14 protein-coding genes are annotated in these 19271 nt (G+C 68.6%); 4 read left to right on the forward strand and 10 right to left on the reverse strand.

All coding sequences use genetic code 11. From position 1 onward, the window contains the following. Positions 1-315 precede the first annotated feature (315 nt). The 3 genes from OG627_RS30565 (at position 316) to OG627_RS30575 (ending at position 6331) form a co-directional block, all read left to right on the forward strand. Entirely contained in the window at positions 316-4095 is a 3780-nt protein-coding gene (locus tag OG627_RS30565) for a hypothetical protein (protein ID WP_329070591.1), read from the forward strand. Positions 4096-4175: 80 nt separating this feature from the next. Then, the gene (locus OG627_RS30570; RefSeq protein ID WP_329070593.1) at positions 4176-4973 is read left to right on the forward strand and encodes an immunity 49 family protein; all 798 of its coding nucleotides are present in this window, start codon (positions 4176-4178) and stop codon (positions 4971-4973) included. A 605-nt stretch (positions 4974-5578) separates the two neighbouring features. Beyond that, positions 5579-6331 (forward strand): class I SAM-dependent methyltransferase, encoded by a 753-nt coding sequence (locus OG627_RS30575; RefSeq protein ID WP_329070595.1) that lies wholly within the window; start codon positions 5579-5581, stop codon positions 6329-6331. Between the two features lie 11 nt (positions 6332-6342). On the opposite strand, the gene OG627_RS30580 is transcribed toward OG627_RS30575, so the two are convergent. The 4 genes from OG627_RS30580 to OG627_RS30595 all read right to left on the reverse strand — a co-directional run bounded on the left by OG627_RS30580 (position 6343) and on the right by OG627_RS30595 (position 12385). After that, positions 6343-8466 (reverse strand): ATP-binding protein, encoded by a 2124-nt coding sequence (locus OG627_RS30580; protein ID WP_329070597.1) that lies wholly within the window; start codon positions 8464-8466, stop codon positions 6343-6345. Next, positions 8456-9202 carry a DUF4255 domain-containing protein gene (locus OG627_RS30585; protein ID WP_329070599.1) on the reverse strand — a complete coding sequence of 249 codons (747 nt, stop codon included), beginning with the start codon at positions 9200-9202 and terminating at the stop codon, positions 8456-8458. The genes OG627_RS30580 and OG627_RS30585 overlap by 11 nt, the downstream gene beginning before the upstream one ends. A gap of 84 nt (positions 9203-9286) precedes the next feature. Then, positions 9287-11308, reverse strand: coding sequence for an HYR domain-containing protein (locus tag OG627_RS30590; RefSeq protein WP_329070601.1), 2022 nt, complete (start codon positions 11306-11308; stop codon positions 9287-9289). A gap of 447 nt (positions 11309-11755) precedes the next feature. Then, complete coding sequence (locus OG627_RS30595) at positions 11756-12385, reverse strand: helix-turn-helix transcriptional regulator (protein WP_329070603.1); 630 nt, start codon at positions 12383-12385, stop codon at positions 11756-11758. A gap of 215 nt (positions 12386-12600) precedes the next feature. On the opposite strand from OG627_RS30595, the gene OG627_RS30600 reads away from it, so the two are divergent. Next, positions 12601-13998, forward strand: coding sequence for a COG1470 family protein (locus OG627_RS30600; RefSeq protein WP_329070605.1), 1398 nt, complete (start codon positions 12601-12603; stop codon positions 13996-13998). Between the two features lie 69 nt (positions 13999-14067). Here OG627_RS30600 and OG627_RS30605 read toward each other — a convergent pair whose 3' ends face one another. From OG627_RS30605 to OG627_RS30630, 6 genes are all read right to left on the reverse strand, one after another. After that, positions 14068-14919, reverse strand: a complete 852-nt coding sequence (locus OG627_RS30605) for an eCIS core domain-containing protein (RefSeq protein WP_329070608.1) — start codon at positions 14917-14919, stop codon at positions 14068-14070. A 208-nt stretch (positions 14920-15127) separates the two neighbouring features. Further along, positions 15128-16606: an amino acid permease gene (locus OG627_RS30610; protein WP_329070610.1), complete on the reverse strand. Its 1479-nt coding sequence runs from the start codon at positions 16604-16606 to the stop codon at positions 15128-15130. Between the two features lie 103 nt (positions 16607-16709). Further along, the gene (locus OG627_RS30615) at positions 16710-16880 is read right to left on the reverse strand and encodes a hypothetical protein (RefSeq protein WP_329070612.1); all 171 of its coding nucleotides are present in this window, start codon (positions 16878-16880) and stop codon (positions 16710-16712) included. A gap of 205 nt (positions 16881-17085) precedes the next feature. Continuing rightward, positions 17086-17475: an excalibur calcium-binding domain-containing protein gene (locus OG627_RS30620; protein WP_329070614.1), complete on the reverse strand. Its 390-nt coding sequence runs from the start codon at positions 17473-17475 to the stop codon at positions 17086-17088. Positions 17476-17875: 400 nt separating this feature from the next. Beyond that, positions 17876-18049, reverse strand: a complete 174-nt coding sequence (locus OG627_RS30625; RefSeq protein WP_329070616.1) for a CsbD family protein — start codon at positions 18047-18049, stop codon at positions 17876-17878. Positions 18050-18190: 141 nt separating this feature from the next. Then, complete coding sequence (locus tag OG627_RS30630; RefSeq protein WP_329070618.1) at positions 18191-19063, reverse strand: undecaprenyl-diphosphate phosphatase; 873 nt, start codon at positions 19061-19063, stop codon at positions 18191-18193. Positions 19064-19271: the final 208 nt, after the last annotated feature.

Consider the following 19271-nt stretch of genomic DNA (forward strand, 5'->3'; position numbering starts at 1 on the left):
GGACGCGGGACCTGGGACGTGAGATCTGGGGACACGGAACCTGGAGCACGGAACCTGGAGCACGGGATCTGGCATCTGGCATCTGGCATCTGAGACATGGAACCGGGGCCGATTCTCGCCGGGGGATGGATCACCGGGAACGGGCATACGGTCGCCCAGCCGTACCGAGCCGCGTGCCCGAAAAGGCAGGGGCGGCCGGTCAGCCCGATAGGGCAACGGACGCTGCCCGGGGGCCCGCCCACGTGACACTGCCCCGCCGTACCCGTGACGCCACACCCTGGCAGGCATGTCGGGGACCTGTGACCGGGAGCGCGGGTGAAGGCGGCTCCGGAGAAGGCCGCCGGTACCGCCAGGTCGTCGGCGTCCGCGGCGGGGGCGCGTACGGCGAGTGTGCGGACGGCACCCGTATCGGAGACCTCACAAGCCGCCGAGCCCACACTGGCGGCCGAGCGCACACAGGCGGCCGAGCGCACACAAGCGGCGGTGGCCCCGCGAACCGCTGCCGCCGCCCCGCCCGCCGCCGGGGCGCGGGGGTTGAGCGCCCGCAGCGTACAGCGTCTCCAGGCCCGCGCCGGAAACGCGGCGGTGTCGCGGCTGGTGGCGCAGCGGTACGCGGACGTGGTCAAGCCGCCGCCGGCGCAGGCGCCGGGGTTCCGGAAGGTCCAGCAGGACGTAGCGGCGAAGAAGCAGACGCTCAAGCAGCACAAGCCGGCGGCGACGGAGTCGCGGGCGGCACAGAACGCGGCCGTGGCCCCGCCGGACGACAAAGAGGCGCAGGGCAAGACGGCGAACGCGGAGAAGATGAACGACGCCGAGCCGGGCGTGTTCAACAAGACGGAGTTCGTCGGCGCGGTCAACGAGGCGATCGAGGCGCAGGCGCCGAAGGACCTCGACGCGGCGGACAAGTTCGCCGACTCCGGCAAGGCCGACAACATCAAGAACGCGGTCGACGGCAAGGTCCAGGACGGCAAGGAGTCCTCCGCCGAGGACATCGAGACCGCCACCACCGCGGCTCCGGACACCTCGGGGGCCACGGAGAAGGAAGTCACCCCGCTCAACCCGGACCAGCCGCCGGGCAACCCGGGCGCCCCGAGCGCGACGGACGCCGTCCCGGCGAAACAGCCGGACGCGGTGCTGGACTTCCGCGAGGGCAATCAGCAGGTCGACCAGCAGATGGACGACGCCGAGGTCACCGAGGACCAGCTCGCCCGCGGCAACGAACCCGCCTTCGACGACGCCCTCTCGGAGAAGAAGAAGGGCGAACAGGACACCGCCGCCGCCCCCGGCAAGGGCCGCGCCGCCGAAGCCAGACAACTCGCCACCGCCAAGGCGGGCGCCGCCGTGTCCGGCGCCCAGGCCGTGGCCGCCATGACGGCGGACCGCAACGCGGCGGGCAAGAGCGTCGACTCGGGCAAGGGCGAGACGAAGTCGGCGGACGAGAAGAAACGCGCCCAGGTCACGGCCAAGCTGCAGAAGGTCTTCGACACGACACAGAAGGACGTCGAGAAGATCCTCGAAGACCTGGACGGCAAGGTCGACAAACAGTTCACCGAGGGCGAGAAGCGGGCGCGGGACAACTTCACGACGGATCACAAGCGCCGGATGAAGGAGTACAAGGACAAACGCTACTCAGGCTTCACGGGCAAGGGCCGCTGGATCAAGGACAAGTTCAAGGGCCTCCCGCAGGAGGGCCTGAACATCTTCCAGAAGTCCCGCGAGCTGTACGTCGAGCAGATGCAGACGGTGATCTCGGCCATCGCCGACATGATCGGAGCGGAACTGGGCCGGGCCAAGGCCCGCATCACCGCCGGCCGGAACGAGCTGAAGGCCGAGGTGGACAGACTCCCGGCGGACCTCAAGCAGTTCGGTGAGGAAGCGGCGGCGGATTTCGCGGGGAAGTTCGACGATCTCGAAGCCGAGGTCAACGACAAGTCGACCCAACTGGTACAGGACCTGGCGCAGAAATACACCGAGGCACTCAACTCGGTGGACGAGGAAATCAAGAAACTGGAAGAGGAGAACAAGGGAATCATCGCGGCGGTGATGGACGCCGTGGTGGGCGTGATCCAGACCATCCTTGAGCTGAAGAACATGCTCATGGGAGTCCTCGCCAAGGCGGCGAGCGTCATCGCCAAGATCATCAAAGACCCGATCGGCTTCCTGAAGAACCTGGTCTCGGCCCTGGGTGCCGGCCTCAACCTCTTCATCGCCAACATCCCCGACCACCTGCAAAAGGGCCTGGTCTCCTGGCTGCTGGGCACAGCGGTCAGCACGGGCCTGGCGATCCCGGCGAAGTTCGACCTCAAGGGCATCATCCAACTGATCGCCTCCCTCCTGGGCCTGACCTGGGACAACATCCGCGCCCGAGTAACCCGCAAGGGCGTCCCCGAAAAGGCGATGGCGAAGGTCGAGCAATCGGTCCCGGTGGCGGGAGCGCTGGCACGAGAGGGCCCAGCGGGAGCGGTAAACGAAATAAAAGAAGAAACAGGCGACCTGAAGAAAACCATTCTGGACGACCTGAAATCCTACCTGATCCCCACGGTCCTCATAGCCGGCATCACCTGGATCCTCTCCCTCCTCACCCCCGCCTCGGCCTTCGTCCGCGCGGTCAAGGGAATCATCGACCTGGTCACCTTCATCGTCACGCAGGGCGCCCAGATCTTCGAATTCGTCAACGCCTGCCTGGACGCGGTCATAGCGGTAGCCAACGGCGGCGCAGCAGGCGTCCCCAAAACCATAGAAACTGCCCTGGCCACCAGCATCCCCCTCCTCCTGGGCCTCCTGGCTTCGCTACTGGGAATAGGCGGCCTGGCCAACAGGGTCCGCCAGGCATTCCAAAAGGTCTCTCGCCCAGTAAACCGAGCCATAGACAAACTGGTCGACAAAATCGCCAGGGCTGGAAAGAGGCTCTGGGGCAAGTTCAAGAGTAGGAAGTCTGGTGTGGACGACAGCGCCAAGGGGAAGGAGCGCCGCCTTGAATTTGCCGTAAGTGCCGCTGTAGCCGCATTGAACAAGTATCGAGGAAGGAAAGTAGGAGCCTCGATTCTGCGCTCCAGGCTCGCGGTAATAAAGCGGCGCTATCGGCTGACTGAGCTTATTCCGATACCGGCGGGGAAAACGTGGTCGGTATTTGGGAAAGTAAATCCGGAGCTTCGCGGAACCTCGCAAGCTGAGACGCTTGAGGGTGATGAATCTTCAGAGAGTGAAGTAAGAGCGAAAGACCCGGATGAACAGGAGAAACGCAATGAGCTCGACTGGGCGCATTATTACCTCAGGAAAAAGGCGAATGAGCCGAGAAATGAAATATGGACCGCAGTTCTCAGGAAAGAAGCAAGCGATGGCGAGGGAGCCTATGGTTCGATAAGATGGAATGGCACTTCCAAGAAATGGGAAGATAATAGCAAAGTGCCTTGGGTGGTGCGCAAGAAATTCATCAAGGATCCGAGCGGTACAAAGAAGGACAAGGCTGACACGCATATTGCCGATGTGGAAACCCGTGAAAGATTTCAGGGTTTAATTAAAGGTCGCCATAGAGCGATTGCGGGACTACAGGAAAAGGAAAAGGAGTACGGAGATCTTCCCGAGAAGAAAAATGCTGATCCACAGCTCGTCGCGGACCGGAAGAAATATTTCGATCAAGTGACCAGGCTTAGTGAGGAGCTAGGAGAGGAGGCCGCGATTGATGCGATTGCGAAGAGTTCAAAATATGCCGGATTTAGTCGACTTGATGATCCGAAAGCTCGCGGATCGGGAAAATTCGATCAAATATATGAACTTCCCGACGGGCGGCTGTTGCTCGTGGAGGCTAAGGCTCCAAAGGCCGGGCTCGGGGCACGTCTTGTCCCCGGGGGGCGGGCGGAACAGGGGACCGTCAAGTACGTAGAGGCTGTGTTGAAGGTCATGGAAACCCGGGATGAACGGCTTCCGCGTGGCGTCTCGGAGAGAAGTCTGGCGGGCAGGATCGCAGAGGCTTTAGCGAACGGCCAGGTAGAGTATATACTGGTGCGTGCTGAACTTTATCCACCTGCGGGTGGCGACAATTCCCCGACATTGCAAGGTGCGTCCATAAAGTACTTCGACTTGGCTGATCGCTAGCGAAACGAACGGGAGATTCCGTGCGGAACGTCTCGAGGCACACGATTCAGTTGCATAAGTCTGAGCTTCAAATCAGTGCAATGGAAGCTGGTATTAGGGATCTGGCTGATCGGATCGAGCAGGTTCCGCAGCTTTTCTACAAGATCGTTGAGAAAGTTTTAATGGTGGCCGGATATCGCAGCGTCGTCGACGTTCAGGCTCAGGACGAAGCCACGTTCGAAGCGTTCTCTTTGGCGTCAGAGGCTCATGTTGCATTGTTCGAAATAGCCTTTTCGGGGCGGACCTCTGTTCGTTTGCGAATCGATGACTACCGTACGCTATCTGTACCGGAAATCCCTCGTCGACGCGCTACGGCGGCCGAATGGATGAACGCCATGTGGCTTGCCACGATTTGTCGAGACGAGAGACGCTTGCGTTTCCTGTGTGGTGTCTCGTCTGATTGGCTGAGTGCCTCCGAGGATTATGCCGTGGACTCCTACGTGCAAGCCTGGGTGGATACACTCCAGTGCTATTGGCACGGAAATGCGAACTTTCTGGATAATTTGGAGTCTGCGATTCGGCTGACTGCGCCCGAGGAGCTCAAGTATAATACTCCCTACGGGCTCAAGATTGCTTTTCCGGCGATGGAGCTAATGTATTATGAAAGTCAGAACGATGAAGAAGCATTCAATGAATGTCTCGAATCATCGCTCGCTCTGCATAAGGAATACTGGACGTTGAGTGGTGATATGTCCATCGATCCATTCGGTTTTGTTTCACTTCCGCTGCTCGCGCTGGCCTCAATCGCCAGTGATAGAGGCATGCAGGTAGACACAACGTCTGACTACATTCCAATCGGCTTGATCGAAGGTCGACTGCTCGGGCGCGGGAGCGATTGATTTCTGAGGTTGAAGTTGTGATGTCGTAGGGGCTGACGTTGTGTGATGTCACCAGGGAATGCGGAATCCGCAGGGTGGCGGGTAGGCTACCGAACGGCAGCAGTTCTGCGAGGAGTTGCTGCTTCAGGCTGCCGAGCGGTTCACCTGAGGGTCCAGTCGGTGCAGCAGTGGCGGCAGGTGTGGGACGAGGAGCCGTGGCACTGGCGCCGGCTGCGACGGCGATCGGTCGGCGCTTTCGCGCGGGCTGCGTATTCCAGGGCGTGCGCAACGGCAGGTCCTGCAAGGTCTCCGCCCGACGCGCGATGCAACGGGAGGGCTGGAATCATCGGACGCGTCTTACGGCACAACCAGTTCCGCCGCCTCCTTGTGTAGGCAGCCGCCTCACCCAGACTGTCCTGGCCGTCAGGCCCGCCTGAACGGCGACCCGACAGAATGAGTTCAATCTCAATCGTTCTCGTATGGGCGGTCGGCAGATGAAGCTTTCGCCGTTGATGGGCTAGGCGGGTTGGCCCGTGGGCCAGGACCTGTGGGCGGAGTGGGCGCGGTCGTGTTCTTCGGGGCGGAACAAGTCGTGGGTTTCTTTGAGGGAGGCTCATCGGTGGGGGATGAGTGGGCGCACACAGGACGAACTCTGGGACGCCGAAACCGCCGAGAGCTACGACACGCCCGGCGTCGGCGCCTTCTCGCCCGAGGTACTGGATCCGATCGTCGGTCGACTCGCCGAACTCGCCCACGGGGGAGCGGCGTTGGAGTTCGCCATCGGTACGGGGCGGATCGCCGTTCCGCTGGTCGGGCGTGGGGTGGCGGTCACCGGGATCGAGATGTCGCAGCCGATGATCGACCAGTTGCGTACCAAGGTGGATGAGGCTTCGCTCCCGGTTGTCGCGGGTGACATGGCCACCGTGCGCGTCCCCGGTACGTTCCAGCTCGCCTATCTCGTCTACAACACCATCTCCAACCTGCTCACCCAGGCCGAGCAGGTCGCCTGCTTCCGTAACGCCGCCCGTCATCTCGCGCCGGGCGGACGGTTCGTCATCGAGCTGTGGGTTCCCGAGTTGCGGAAGCTGCCGCCCGGGCAGCAGGCCATGGTGTGGGAGGCCCAGGCCGGTTACGTCGGGCTCGACACGTACGACGTGCTGCTCCAGCAGGTCGTCTCGCACCACTTCCGGTTCGGTGAGGGCAGCCGGGAGGCGCGGCTGTTTCGCAGTCCGCACCGGTACATCTGGCCGGCCGAGCTCGATCTCATGGCCCAGCTCGCCGGTTTCGAGCTGGAGTCCCGGCACGCCGACTGGGACGGGGCCGAGTTCACCGCCGCGTCGCGTTCGCACGTTTCGGTGTACCGGCTGCCGTCCGCGTAGTGCCCGCGGGCCTACGTCAGTAGGCGCAGGTACGGGCCGAACTCCGAGGCCAGCGTCAGGCGGCCCAGCTTCTGGTACTCCCGCTGGATCGCGTGGATCAGGATCGGCATCGTGACCGGCGTGCCCGACTCCGCCGACAGGTAGGCGGCCGTGATCGCGATGGAACGGATGTTGCCGCCCGCCAGTTCGAAGGAGTCCGCGCAGAAGTCCAGGTCCAGGTCGGGGGACCGGGGCAGGACGCCGCCCAGGCTGCGTTCCCACAGCAGGCGGCGGTGCTCCGCGTCCGGGATCGGGAAGTCGATCACCAGGTCCAGACGGCGGGTGAAGGCGTCGTCCAGGTTGGCGCGGAGGTTGGTGGCGAGGATGGCCAGGCCGTCGAAGGACTCCATGCGCTGGAGCAGGTAGGCGCTCTCGACGTTGGCGTAGCGGTCGTGGGCGTCCTTCACGTCGGAGCGTTTGCCGAAGATGGCGTCGGCCTCGTCGAAGAGCAGGACGCCGTTGACGCCGGCCGCCTCGGAGAAGATGCGTTCGAGGTTCTTCTCCGTCTCGCCCACGTACTTGTCGATGACCGTCGCCAGATCGACCGTGTACAGGTCCAGGCCCAGGTCCGCCGCTATGACCTCCGCCGACATGGTCTTCCCGGTGCCCGAGTCCCCCGCGAAGAGGGCCGAGACGCCCCGGCCCCGGCCGCCGCCCGGGCGCATGCCCCAGGTGCCCAGGACCTGGTCGCGGAAGCGGGCGCGGGCCGTCAGTTCGCGGAGCTGGGCATGGACATCGGGCGGCAGCACCAGGTCCGGCCAGCCGACGGACGGCTCGATACGGCGCGCCAGCCGGTCCAGCCCCGCCGCGTTCTGCGCCCGCGCGCCCCGGCGCACGTCCGTCGCGGACACCGGGCCGTCCGTCAGCGCCGCCGTCTGCGCGGCCCCCGCCGCCGCGCCCTCGATCTGGTCCGGCGTCAGCAGGAACGGCGAGAGCAGCAGGCCCACGTCCAGGTCCGGCGGCAGCGGCGCCGGGCCCGGGTACGCGTCGCGCCACAGCCTGGACCGTACGGACGGTTCCACCCTCGGCGCGTTCAGCAGGAGCGGCGGGCGAGCGGCCCAGGACGCGTCCCAGGGGACCCGCCCCACCATCGCCGTCGGCAGCGGTGTGCTCGTCAACAGGCGCAGCAGCTCGGGGTGTTCGCGGGACAGCGCGTCCACCTGGCCGCACACCAGCCCCGCGCCCGTCAGCCTGCCCTCCCGCACCAGCGCCCGCACCGCCTCCACGGGCGTGGGGTCCTCCGCCAGCCGCGCCAGGTCCAGGCCGAGCACGCCCCGGCCCGTCAGACTCAGCGCCGTCGCGGCCAGCGCCGTACCCGCGCCTCCCTGGTCCTCCCTCAGATACGTCAGGAGTACGCCGGAATCCAGCGCCCCGGCCAGCGCCTTCGCGTCGCCCACGCCCTCCACCGGGTGCCACGGCGCCAGCAGGTCCGCCAGCCTCGGGTCCGGCGTACGGTCGCCCAGCAGGTGCGCCGTGACCCGGTCCGGGACCCGTAGCGCGCGCCCCAGGAACGGCCGGTCCGCCTCCTCCACCAGCAGCAGCCCGCCGGAACGCAGCGGAGCGTGCGGGCCCAGCCGGGCGCGGGCCGTCGCGTCGGCGGGGGTGAGGCCGCAGAGGCCGAGCGCCAGACCGATGGTCGGGCGGCGGCGGGTGACGTCGTCGTTCAGGTAGCCGTAGAACGCCTCGAAGCGGTCGTCGAGATCCGGCACGAGCGCGATCAGCAGGATCTCCACGTCCGGCTCGGTCAGCTCGAATTCCCCGATGAGGTTGGACAGCGGTGAGTCAGTGAGTGGGGGATCCGGCAGTGGGGGAGCTAGTTCGGGCGGGTCCGCTTCCGTCTCCGCCGCCGGTTCTGGTGTCTCCGCCGTCTCCGCCGCGCCGTCCGGGACCGGGAACGTCCGCCCCTCCTCCAGCAGCCGCCATATCGCCTCCTCCGTCAGATACAGGCCCCGGAACTCGTCGTCCGGGTTCGGGTCGGTCCGCCTCCGCGCCTCCACCGCCCGCCGTACGCGCCGCTCGACCCGTACGGCGCGCTCCAGCAGCTGCCGCAGGTGCCGACGCTCCGGCCCGGGGCCGGGGCCGGGCTCAGCCGCCATTGCCACGCGTCTCCGTGATGCGCAGGGACAGGCCCGCCCGCCGGGGCTCCGCACCGGCGGCGGGCGCGTTCCCCGTCGTCTCCGGTACGGGATCGGCCCGTGCGGCCCGGCCGCCGCCGTACACCGGCTGATCGCCGCCCCGCCGGACGCGTGGCTCCGCCGTGTGGTCGCCGAAGCTGGCGCGCAGTCCCTCGTCGGTCACCGGCGGGCCCACGGTGTACGTGGGCGAGGCCGTGACCGGCACACTGATCACCAGGTCCAGCGACGGCTTCAGCTCGCCGCCCAGCGCGCTCCACACATCCGCGAAGGAACGGTCCTCCGGTGGCGGCAGCGCGATGGACATCGGTACGGCCGCGCCGATCTCCTGGAGCGTGCCCGTCAGCCGCTCCGGAGGCAGCGCCTCGTGTCGCAGCAGACAGACCAACAGCGAGGACAGCAGCCGGTGTTCGTCCTCCGGACGCCTGGTCCAGGCGGTGATCAGATACGAGAGCTTGAAGTAACGCGGCGGCCTGCGACGGGCGATGACGGTGCCGTGCCCGTCGTACTCGTTGTGCAGCCCGCGCTCACGTCTGCGCACGTCCTCGCGGATGTCGTAGAGATACAGGTTGACCGTGGGCGCGTTGACCTTGGCGGCCCAGTCGCGGGTCGGCGCGTCGAACACGACGACGATCTGGGCCCCCTCCAGCACCTCCGCCCTGAGCAGCACCCGCAGCGCGTCGTCCACCTCGTGGATCACGGCCCCACCCCCGTGTCAGTACGTATCCGGCTGTCCGTGCGTATCCCGTCATCCGCATGTATCCGGCCGTCCCTACGTACGCGGTCATCCGCGCCCCGCGAAGTCCGGCGGCTGGAGCTTGCGCGCCACCACCAGCACCGGCTTCTCCAGCCCGGCCAGATCGGTGACGCTCGTACGGAGCTTCCGCGGGCCCAGCCGGTCCTTGCGCAACACCGGCACCTGCGCCTCGAACCTGCCGTTCCGGTCGGCCACCACCGGCTGCCCGGTGGCGGTGATGCCCGCGCTCCAGGACAGCCGTACGGTCGCGCCCGGCGGGAAGTCCGTACCCCGGGCCAGCACCACCTGACCGGGCTTCGCGACCTCAGGGGTCACGGTGAGCCTGGGCTGGAGGACGCGGAGCCGGGCCTGCGCCGTGTTGTTGTCGGGGCTGCGGTCGGGCAGCGTCGCGATGGCCGTCGCGTGGACGTCCCCGCTGACGGCGGTCGCGTACCTGGCCCGCTGGGTGACCTCGACCCGGCCGCCCGCCGGGATGGTGCACGGCGAGGCCGTCGTGCAGCGCGACAGCGCGCCCAGGGTCCGCTTGGCCGAGTCCGGTGTCCGGGGCCAGGCGGAGGTGAGGATGACACCGGTCGCCGTCTCGGGGCCCGCGTTGGACAGGGTGAAGCGTGCGGTGGCCGCGCGGCCGGTGTACGTGGTGGGCGGCGTGATCCCCACCCGTACGGACACATCGGCCGTCGGCGGGACGACGGGGGGCGGCGGGGGCGGCGCCGGTGATGCCGACGGGGGCGGGGAGGTGGGCGGCGGCGGTACCGGGTCCTGGATGACCTCCACGATCGCCGTACCCGTACCGGTGTTGCCGCCGGCGTCGGTCGCGGTGCAGGTGATCTCCGTACGGCCGACCGGGAAGATCGAGCCCGACGCGGGCGAACAGGTCACCGGCAGCGGCCCGTCCACGGCGTCCTCGGCGGTGGCGGTGTACTCGACGCGGACGCCGCCCGGGTCCTGGGTGCGGACCGTACGGTTGTCCACGGTGACCACCGGGGCCCCGACGTCATTGACGTCGATGTTGATCGTCTGCACCAGATCGGGGTCGGCGGGCAGGGCGCGTGGGCCGAGGTCCCGCGTACCCTGCCCACCGGCCCCCAGCAGGAACTGGACCGTGCAGGTCAGTCGTGTGCCCTGCGGAGCGTCCTCGGCGACCTGGATGGTTTCGTCGAACTGGGCGACCTTGCCGCTCTCGACGCTCCGCGTGGGCGGATCCAGGGTCACGGTGAGGGCCGGGTCGCACGCGTCCAGCTGGTGGCCGACGGTGGTGGGCAGATCGCGCAGCCCGTCCAGGATGGCGTCTACGACCGCGTCCTCGTCGACACCGTTGACCATTTTGCCGCCGGTCTCCGCGATAACCCGGTCGGCCTGGTCCGGGTCGATGCGGGGGTTCTCTATCTGTCCCGGGATGCCGGCGTAGCCCGTACCGTTGAGACCGTCACCGATGTCGGTCTTGATGTCCACTCCCACGACCCTGATCGCGGCGTTCCGCAACGCGAGGATCGTGTCATCGAGAGTGTGCCCCATGCTCGGGTTGTGACTGGACGCGTCACCGATCAGTACGACGATGGGGCTCGCGTCCTCGCGGAAGACCGTCTCGCCGCCGCTGCCGTCGGTGATCTGCCACAGTCCGTTGATCCAGTCCTCCGCCGGGCCCATGCTCTCCTGCCCGAGTTGCCAATCGAGCTTGTTGACACCTTCTGTCACCGCTGCGAGATCGTGGGTCAGCCCTTGCAGGACCGAGTAGACCTCGCCGCTGTCGGCGTCGACCTGTTGATCGCCGTACGTGGCCACGGCGAAGCGTGAATCGGGCTGTGCGGTGAGGACCGCGTCGGTGATATCAGGAAGGTCCCTCTTAAGGTCCGTGATCGGCACTTCCATGCTCAACGTGCCGTCCACCAGCAGCACGATGTCCGGCTTCGGCGGGATCGTCGGCGTCAGCACCTGCTTGTCCACCCGCGCCGACCCACCCGGGTCGAGTCCCTCCGTCACCACCGCCGGCGTGACCGGGTTCTCGGGGCCGGGCGGTTCCACGGCCGAACTGGGGAGGCTGCCCGCCACGAGCAGCAGCACAGCGAAGGGCAGTACGCGCAGGGTGGATGTCAGCCGCGTCCCGCGCGGCCACCGTGGCCGTGGACCCCGCCAGGAGCGTTGTAACCTCTGAGACCGCCGCACGGAATCCTCCCCCGGTCATCGGCACGCGGCCCCCCACCATCCCCGCTCGCGCTCCCCTCGGCAGGGGAGCGCGAGTCAGTCCTGTGGGAACCGAACTCTTCCCTTTCGGGCACCCGTCCCGCCCGGATTCCGCGCGCTGCTCCGGTGTGGTTCCGCAGGTCGGTCGGTGTGCGGATCGTGAGCGAAATGTGCGGCGGATATGTGCGAGTGGTACGAGTCGTGCCGGTCGTGCCAGTCCCGTGCGTTGTGCGTTGTGCGTTGTGCGTTGTGCGCTTCGTGCGAGTGCCGCGCGGCCCGGTGAACAGGATTCGGGTCGCCGCGTTCCGGATCGCCTCAGATCAGGCCCTGACGCAGCGCGTATGCCACCGCGTGCGAGCGATTCCTTAATTGGAGCCTGGTCATGACGGCGTGCAGCACGTTTTTAATCGTGCGTTCGGAGTAGGCGAGCTTTGTCGCTATCTCCGCGGTGTCGTACCCCTCGGCGACCAGTCGCAGTACGTCCATCTCGCGTGACGAAAGGCCGGTGAAGTGCAGTCCGCGCGGTCCGAGTACCTGGCCCTGCAACCGCCCCACCTGCTCCAGCAGCCTGCCGAGCAGGTCGGCCGGTACATGCCCCTCGCCCCTCGCCACGGAGACGATGACCCGCACCAGGTGGTCCGGGGTCGCCTCCGAACGCCTGACCACTCCTGCGACGCCGCACTCCGCGGCGCTGACCAGCTTCTGTTCGTCGATCTCGGTGGCCACCAGCACACCGCGGGCGCTGCCGCTGCGCTGAATGGAGCGCAGCATCCGCAGCGCCTCCTCGTCTATGACATCGACCACCACCACGACCACCTGGGGAGTGGGTTCATTCTCGTCCGAGCCGGTCAGCGTCACCTCCGGTCTGGTCCGCAATTGGCTGGCCACCCCCGCCTGGGAGATTGGATCCTGCGCGCGCAAACCAACGATCGTACGTTCTGTCATGAAATTCCCCCTCCGCAAATGCGAACCGATCGCGTCATCACGGGCCTTATACGGCCAGGCGACATGAGCCCCTGTCGCCATACGCATCGGCAGTTACTCCTTTCCCATCTCGTACTCATGTGAAATCAGGCCCCGCCCACCGGGCACGACTTCTGCCCGAAAGTGTTCCTGTCCGGCCGGTGTTCGCGGGAAAGCGCGGATCTACGGTGCGTCCTATGAGTGTTACGGCCAGCCTCGACGTCACGTCCGTCACCGCCGAGCCGGGCGGGGATACGGATGTCCCCCTACAGATCCTCAACTCCAGCAGCACCGTCGAGGAATACCGCTTCGAGGTGATCGGAGCGTGTGCCGCCTGGGCGACGGTGGAGCCGCCGGCTCTCTCCCTCTACCCGGGAGCCTCCGGCACCGTGCGGCTGCGGCTGCGCCCGCCGCGCGACCCGTCGGTGCTCACGGGAGAGACCCCCTTCGGCATCAGGGTGGTGCCGACGAGCGAGCAGAGCGAGACGGTGGTGCCCGAGGGAACGGTCACCGTGGCGCCGTTCACCGAGGTGACCTCGGAGCTGGTGCCGCGCGGATCGAGCGGCGCCCGTCGCGGCCGGCATCAGCTCGCCGTGGACAACCGGGGCAACGCGCCGGTGACCGTACAGCTGACCGGCCGGACCGGCACCGAGCGGGCGCGGGTGGAGTTCACGGCCCCGGAGCTGGTGATCCCGCCCGGCCACGCGGACTTCGCGAAGCTGTCGGTGCGGCCCGTACGGCGGGTGTGGCGCGGCACGCCGGTCACTCATACGTTCCAGGCGTTCGTGGCACCGGTGATGACGGACGGTCAGGAGCCGTACGAGCCACTGACGTTGGACGGCTCGTACGAGCAGCAGGCGATCCTGCCGCGCTGGCTGCCGCGCGCCCTCGTCCTCGCGGCGATCGCGGTGATCGCGCTGGCCGGTTTCTGGTACGCGCTGCTGCGGCCCGCGGTGAAGTCGGCTGCCAGGGAGGCGATCACCCCGGAGGCGATCGCGTCCGCCGCCGAGAAGACGGCGTCCCCCGCCGGTGGCGCGGCCAACAGCGGTGCGGGCAACGGAGGTTCGGGGAGCGGGACCGCGAACACCGGAGCGTCGAACGGCGCGGACGGCGGCGCGGACGGCGGTGGTACGGGCGGGGACGCGGGCGCGTCCAACGGCTCCGGCTCCGGCTCCGGCGGTACGGCCACGGGGCGAGGGACGTCCGGGAGCGGCGCGGGCGTCCCCACCAGCGCGCGCGTCGAGGTCAGGGACACCGTCGGCGGCTCACCGTCCACCGGATCCGCCTACAAGGTGCCGGGCGGCAGCACCTTCGAACTCACCGACATCGTGGTCCAGAACCCGCAGGGCGACGCGGGCACGCTGATCGTCACCAGCCAGGACGCGCCCATCCTGCGGCTGGCCCTGGAGAACTTCCGCGACTCCGACTACCACTTCGTCACCCCGATCCTGGTGTCGGCCGGCGGGGAGATCACCATGACCGTCGACTGCCGTGAGGTGGGCAAGCCGGTCAAGGCCCCGACGCCGACACGGTGTTCGCAGTCGCTGCTGCTGGGCGGCACACTGCGGCCGGACATGGAGTCGTCCGACTCGTAGGTACGAGACCACGGGCGGGGGTCGCCGGGGAACACGCCCCGGCGACCCCCGCCCGTCGCGATGCCGCGCTCAGCCCGCCGGAGCGTCCTCTTCCTCCTCCTCGGCCCCCTCCTCCGCCCGCTGGACGAACGAGCCCTGCACATCGGCCGGTTCCTCGTCCTCGTCCTCGGCGGACTCGCGCTGGACCGACTGCACGGACTGCACGGACTGCACGGACTGCACGGACGGGGGCGACGCGGCCGGTGCCGGGACCGCCGTCCGTACCGGATCGGGCACCGGCGCCGGGCCCGGATCGGCCAGCACCCGGTCGGCGTTGGCGACCGCCTCCCGCTCGAAGCGGTCGGACGGATCGCTCACCCGGATGCCGCCCGGCGCCTCCGAGCCCTCGACCGGGCCGCTGCGCTGCTGCACCACATGGGTCAGCTCGTGCGCCAGTGTGGTGCGCCCGGCGGGCGAGGACGGGTCGTAGCTGTCGCGCTGGAAGACCACATGATTGCCGACGGTGTACGCGTGCGCCCCGACGCCCTTCGCGGATTCGTGGGCCGCCGAGTCGGTGTGCACCCGTACGTCGGAGAAGTCGGCGCCCATGCGGCCCTCCATGTCCGTACGGGTGTCGGTGTCCAGGGGCGAGCCGCCGCCGGAGACCACGTCGTGCACGGGGGAGCGCTCCTCCGCCGCGGGCTCCGGTGCCTCCTCGGCCGCCTCCCTGCTGAGCACGGCCCCGGCGGCGCTGTTGCCCACCGAGCGTTGCAGGCTCCGCATCCCGGCCGTCCCGACCACGTCGGAGCGGCCCGCCACGGCGGCCCTGAACAGCTGAGTGGTCCCTGCCGTGTCCCGCGCCTCGTCGGTCCTCGCGGACCGGAAGGACTCATCGTGCTCATGCTCGTGGTCGTGCTCCTGGTGCCGCTCGTGTGCGCGCATTCGCGTCTCCTCCGGACCGTGCCGCTCGCCCTGTTCCGGTCGTTCCTCTCCGCCTTCCCACCCTGGGGCCGGATTCCACGGACCGTCCAGCCTGCCGCTCCACGGGGCAGGGGCATCGCGCCCTGCCCCATGGGGCAGCCGGCACCGTTCGGGAGGGCCACGGGGAGCGGGCGGGCGGTGTCAGGAGCGCGGTGTCAGGCGCGGGGAGTCACGCGGCGGCCGTCGGCGCGGAGACGCCTCCGTCGCCGCTCGCGCCCTCGTCCACGTCCCGGACCCCGCCCTCGCCCTCGTCCCGGCGCCGTCCGCGCAGCCACACGTACACCGGGATACCGGCGAACAGGAACAGCACCCCCTGGTAGACGGCCGCGTACCCGGCGCCCGCGATCAGCCAGAAGGAGAAGGCGAAGGAGAGCGCCGCGACGACGAGATCGCGGGTCAGACCGGCGGGGCGCACCCGCTCGCGGGAGCCCTTGGCGAGCCAGTAGAGCTGCGCGGCGGCCGACAGCAGATAGGGGACGCAGCCGGTGAACGTGGTGATGAGGACGAGCACCCGGAAGGTGGCGTCCGGGCCCGCCGCGTAGTTGAGGGCGATCAGGACCGTACCGAGCACCGCGCAGGCGAGCACACCGAAGGTGGGCACCCCGCCCTTGCTCTCGCGGGCGAACGGCGCCGGGAAGAGCCCGTCGCGGGCCGCGGCGAACGGCATCTGCGCGCTGAGCAGGATCCATCCGTTCAGGCACCCGACCATCGACACGACGGCCACCAGCGCGATCACCGTGCCGCCCCAGTGGCCCCCGGTCATCGCGTTGACCGCGTCGGCGAAGGGGGCCCCGGAGCCGGACAGCCGGTCGTGCGGCACGAGACCGAAGACGGCGACCGTGCCCAGCAGATAGACCAGCGCGGAGCCCACCGTGCCCAGCACGCTCGCGCGGCCCACGGTGCGCCCGGGGTCGCGGACCTCGCCCGCGCTCATGGCGGCGGACTCCACCCCCAGGAAGCTGTAGAGCAGCAGCGCGCCGGAGGCCGCGAGCGCGCCCGGTACGGCCTGGCCGGAGGCGTTGAAGGGGCCGAAGTTGCCGGTGTCCATGAAGAAGAGCCCGACGGTGGAGACCAGCAGCAGCGGTACGAACTTCAGCACGGTGGAGACGACCTGGACGGCGCCTATCCACCGGGTGCCCGCGAAGTTCGCGGCGGCGGGAAGCCAGAGGGCGGCCAGCGCGACCGCCGCCTCGACCGGCCGGTTCCCGCCGAACGGCAGCAGGACGCCCGCGTAGCCGACGACGGCGACGGCGAGCGCCGCGATGCTCACCCACGTCATGGTCCAGTACGACCAGGCGGAGAGGAAGCCGGCGAACTCGCCGAAGGCGTCACGCGGATACACGTACAGCCCGCCGGTGACCGGGGAACGGCGGGCCAGCTTGCCGAAGAGCAGCGCCAGGAGCACGGCGCCGGCCGAGACGACGAGCAGCGCGACCAGACTGACCGTGCCGTACGGGGCGACGGCGGCCGGCAGCGCGAAGACACCGCCGCCGATGATGTTCCCCATCACCAGCGCGGTCGCGGCGACCGGGCCGAAGCTCCGGCGCCGGGGCGGCGGAGTACCGGGCGCGGCGGTTCCCCGGCGCTCGGCGCGCCGGGTGGTGGGCGGCGCCGGTGGTGCGGGCGGCGCGGGTTCGGTAGCAGGCATAACGCGAGATCGTATGCGCGGGATTTCACCGATCGCCGGGGCGTCCACGCACCGGACATCTCATGAAATATGTGTAAAAAGTCGGGCTGACCCGACCGTGTCGCTACGCGGCCTTGTCGACGTCGTCGTGCAGGGCCGCGGCCCACTCCAGCAGGAGTACTTCGTACGCCTCGGCGGGCCACGTCCCGTCGGCCGCGTCGACGAGCGCGCGGATCCGCTCATTGGCCGCGGCGGCGCTGGAGGCCCGGCCTGCGGATGCGGAAGAAGAGGACATGCGTCAACCCTAGGGCCGGGGGAGTGCGCCGGCGGCCGTTCGGGGAGCGTCCTTGCTCACACTTACACCCCGCGACCGCCCGTATCCGCCCCGTACGCCCCGGCCTGCCCGCCGTGCGCCTGCCCGCCGGTCCCTGCCTGCCCGCAGTCCGCCCGTCCGCCCGTGCCCGGCCGCTCCCGCGGGTGTCGGTCGCGGTGCGGTGCGTCTACTCGCAGCCGATTCCGTCTCCGTCGCGGTCGAGGTGCCGTCCGTACCCCGGATCCCCCGCGTGCACGGGGGCGGCACCCGCCGCGCGGGCGGCGGCGCAGTTCTTGTAATACACGGACCCGCCACTGTCGCTGCCGCCGCTACCGCTACCGCTGCCGCCGGTGTCGCCACCACTGTCGATCGCGGGTTCCACGGTCACCTTGACGGTCTTCGTCTCGGTGACCGTCGGAGCCGGCTTGGGCTTGGCCGTGACGGTCTCGGTGACCGCGGGCTCGGGCGCGGCGGTTTCCGTGGTCGTCGCCGTGACGGTCGCCGCCGGGGCGGCTTTCACGCTGGCGGCTTTCTCCGCCTGGGCCGGATCGTCGGCCGCTCCTATGCCGACGCCCATGAAGAACAGGAGGCCCGCGGCCGGGAGGAGTACGCGCTTGCGAGTCCACTTCGGGCGGCCCCCGGGCGGCACGGGCGCGACATACGGGTTCGTGGCCGCCTGGGGTGGCTGCCCCCAAGGCGGCCGGCCCCAGGGCGGCGGCTGTGGCGGCGGATTGTGTGACATGAGTCCCCCCGAGGTGGTTCGTGAGCGATGACCGTAACGGGCGATGTAGGGGGAGCGTCACGGATGTGCGCGGGTAGTGACCAAGCTGTGACCAAGAGGTGCGGGCATCGGTGTGGCGAGCGCGCGGCTCGTCGGCGGCATGACCGGCATGACCGGCATGGGGGCGCCGGGAACGGCGGAGGCCCCCGCCGTTCCCGGCGGGGGCCTGCCTGTGGACGGCCTCGGTTGGACGGCCTCAGTCCTTGTCGCCCATGGAGTCCTTCATGCCCTTGGCGCGGTCCATGGCGTCCTTCGCCTTGCCCTTGGCCTGGTCGGTCTTGCCCTCGGCTTCCTTGCGCCGGTCGCCGGTGACCTTTCCCGTCATTTCCTTGGCCTTGCCTTTGGCCTTGTCCATCGGGCTGTCGCTCATTGCGGCTCCTCGGTGGTGCGGAATGCAGACCATTCCAAACTAGGACGCATATGGCGTTCGCGCCTGGTGGGAGCGGAACGCCCCCGGTCGTCCGCCCCTCACTCCTCGCCCCCGGCCGCCCGCCCCGGACGGCGGGGGTGCTCAGCCGGACGACTCGCCCGCGTGCGGGCTCAGGGTGTCCGTACCGACCAGGACGAACAGGGCGATGCCCAGGAGTACCCGGTAGATCACGAACGGCATGAAGCTCCTGGTCGTGATGAAGCGCATGAACCATGCGATGACGGCATATCCCACCGCGAACGCGATGACCGTCGCGAACACGGTCGGACCCCACGAGACGTGACCGTCGCCCGCGTCCTTCAGCTCGAACGCCCCGGAGGCGAGCACCGCCGGGATCGCGAGGAGGAACGAGTAGCGCGCCGCCGCCTCCCGGGTGTAGCCCATCAGCAGACCGCCGCTGATCGTGGCCCCGGAGCGCGATACGCCCGGTACGAGGGCCAGCGCCTGGCAGAAGCCGAAGATCAGGCCGTCCTTGACGCTCAGGTCCTTGAGCGACTTGCGCTCCCGGCCCGCCCGGTGCTTGCCGCCGGTCTCGTCGCGGGCCGCCAGCCGGTCCGCGACGCCGAGGACGACGCCCATCACGATCAGGGTGACGGCGATCAGGCGCAGATCGCGGAACGGGCCGTTGATCTGGTCCTTCAGTGTGATGCCGAGGACGCCGATCGGGATCGAGCCGACGATGACCAGCCAGCCCATCCGGGCATCGTGGTCGCGGCGCATCTCCTTGTTCGTCAGCGAGCGGAACCACGCGGAGACGATCCGCGCGATGTCCTTCCTGAAATAGATCAGGACGGCCGCCTCCGTGCCGATCTGGGTGACCGCCGTGAACGCCGCACCCGGGTCCTGCCAGCCGGCGAACGCGGCGGTCAGCCGCAGATGGGCGCTGGAGGAGATGGGCAGGAACTCGGTCAGTCCCTGAACGAGCCCGAGGACGAAAGATTCGAACCAAGACATGAGGTGGTACGCCATCCAAGGGTGTTCATGCACCGGCCGCCGAAGGCGCGGTGACGGGTGACGGTGACGGTGAAACGGGTGACGGGGACGGTGACGGTGAAACGGGGACGGTGACGGATCGGGGCTTGCGGGTGGGGCGCTTCGGAGCGTTTCGAAGCGCGTCGAAGCACCCGAAGCGTGTCGTGTCGGGCGGGCCGTCGACATGGCG

Source organism: Streptomyces sp. NBC_01429 (assembly GCF_036231945.1).
Taxonomy (GTDB): Bacteria; Actinomycetota; Actinomycetes; order Streptomycetales; family Streptomycetaceae; genus Streptomyces.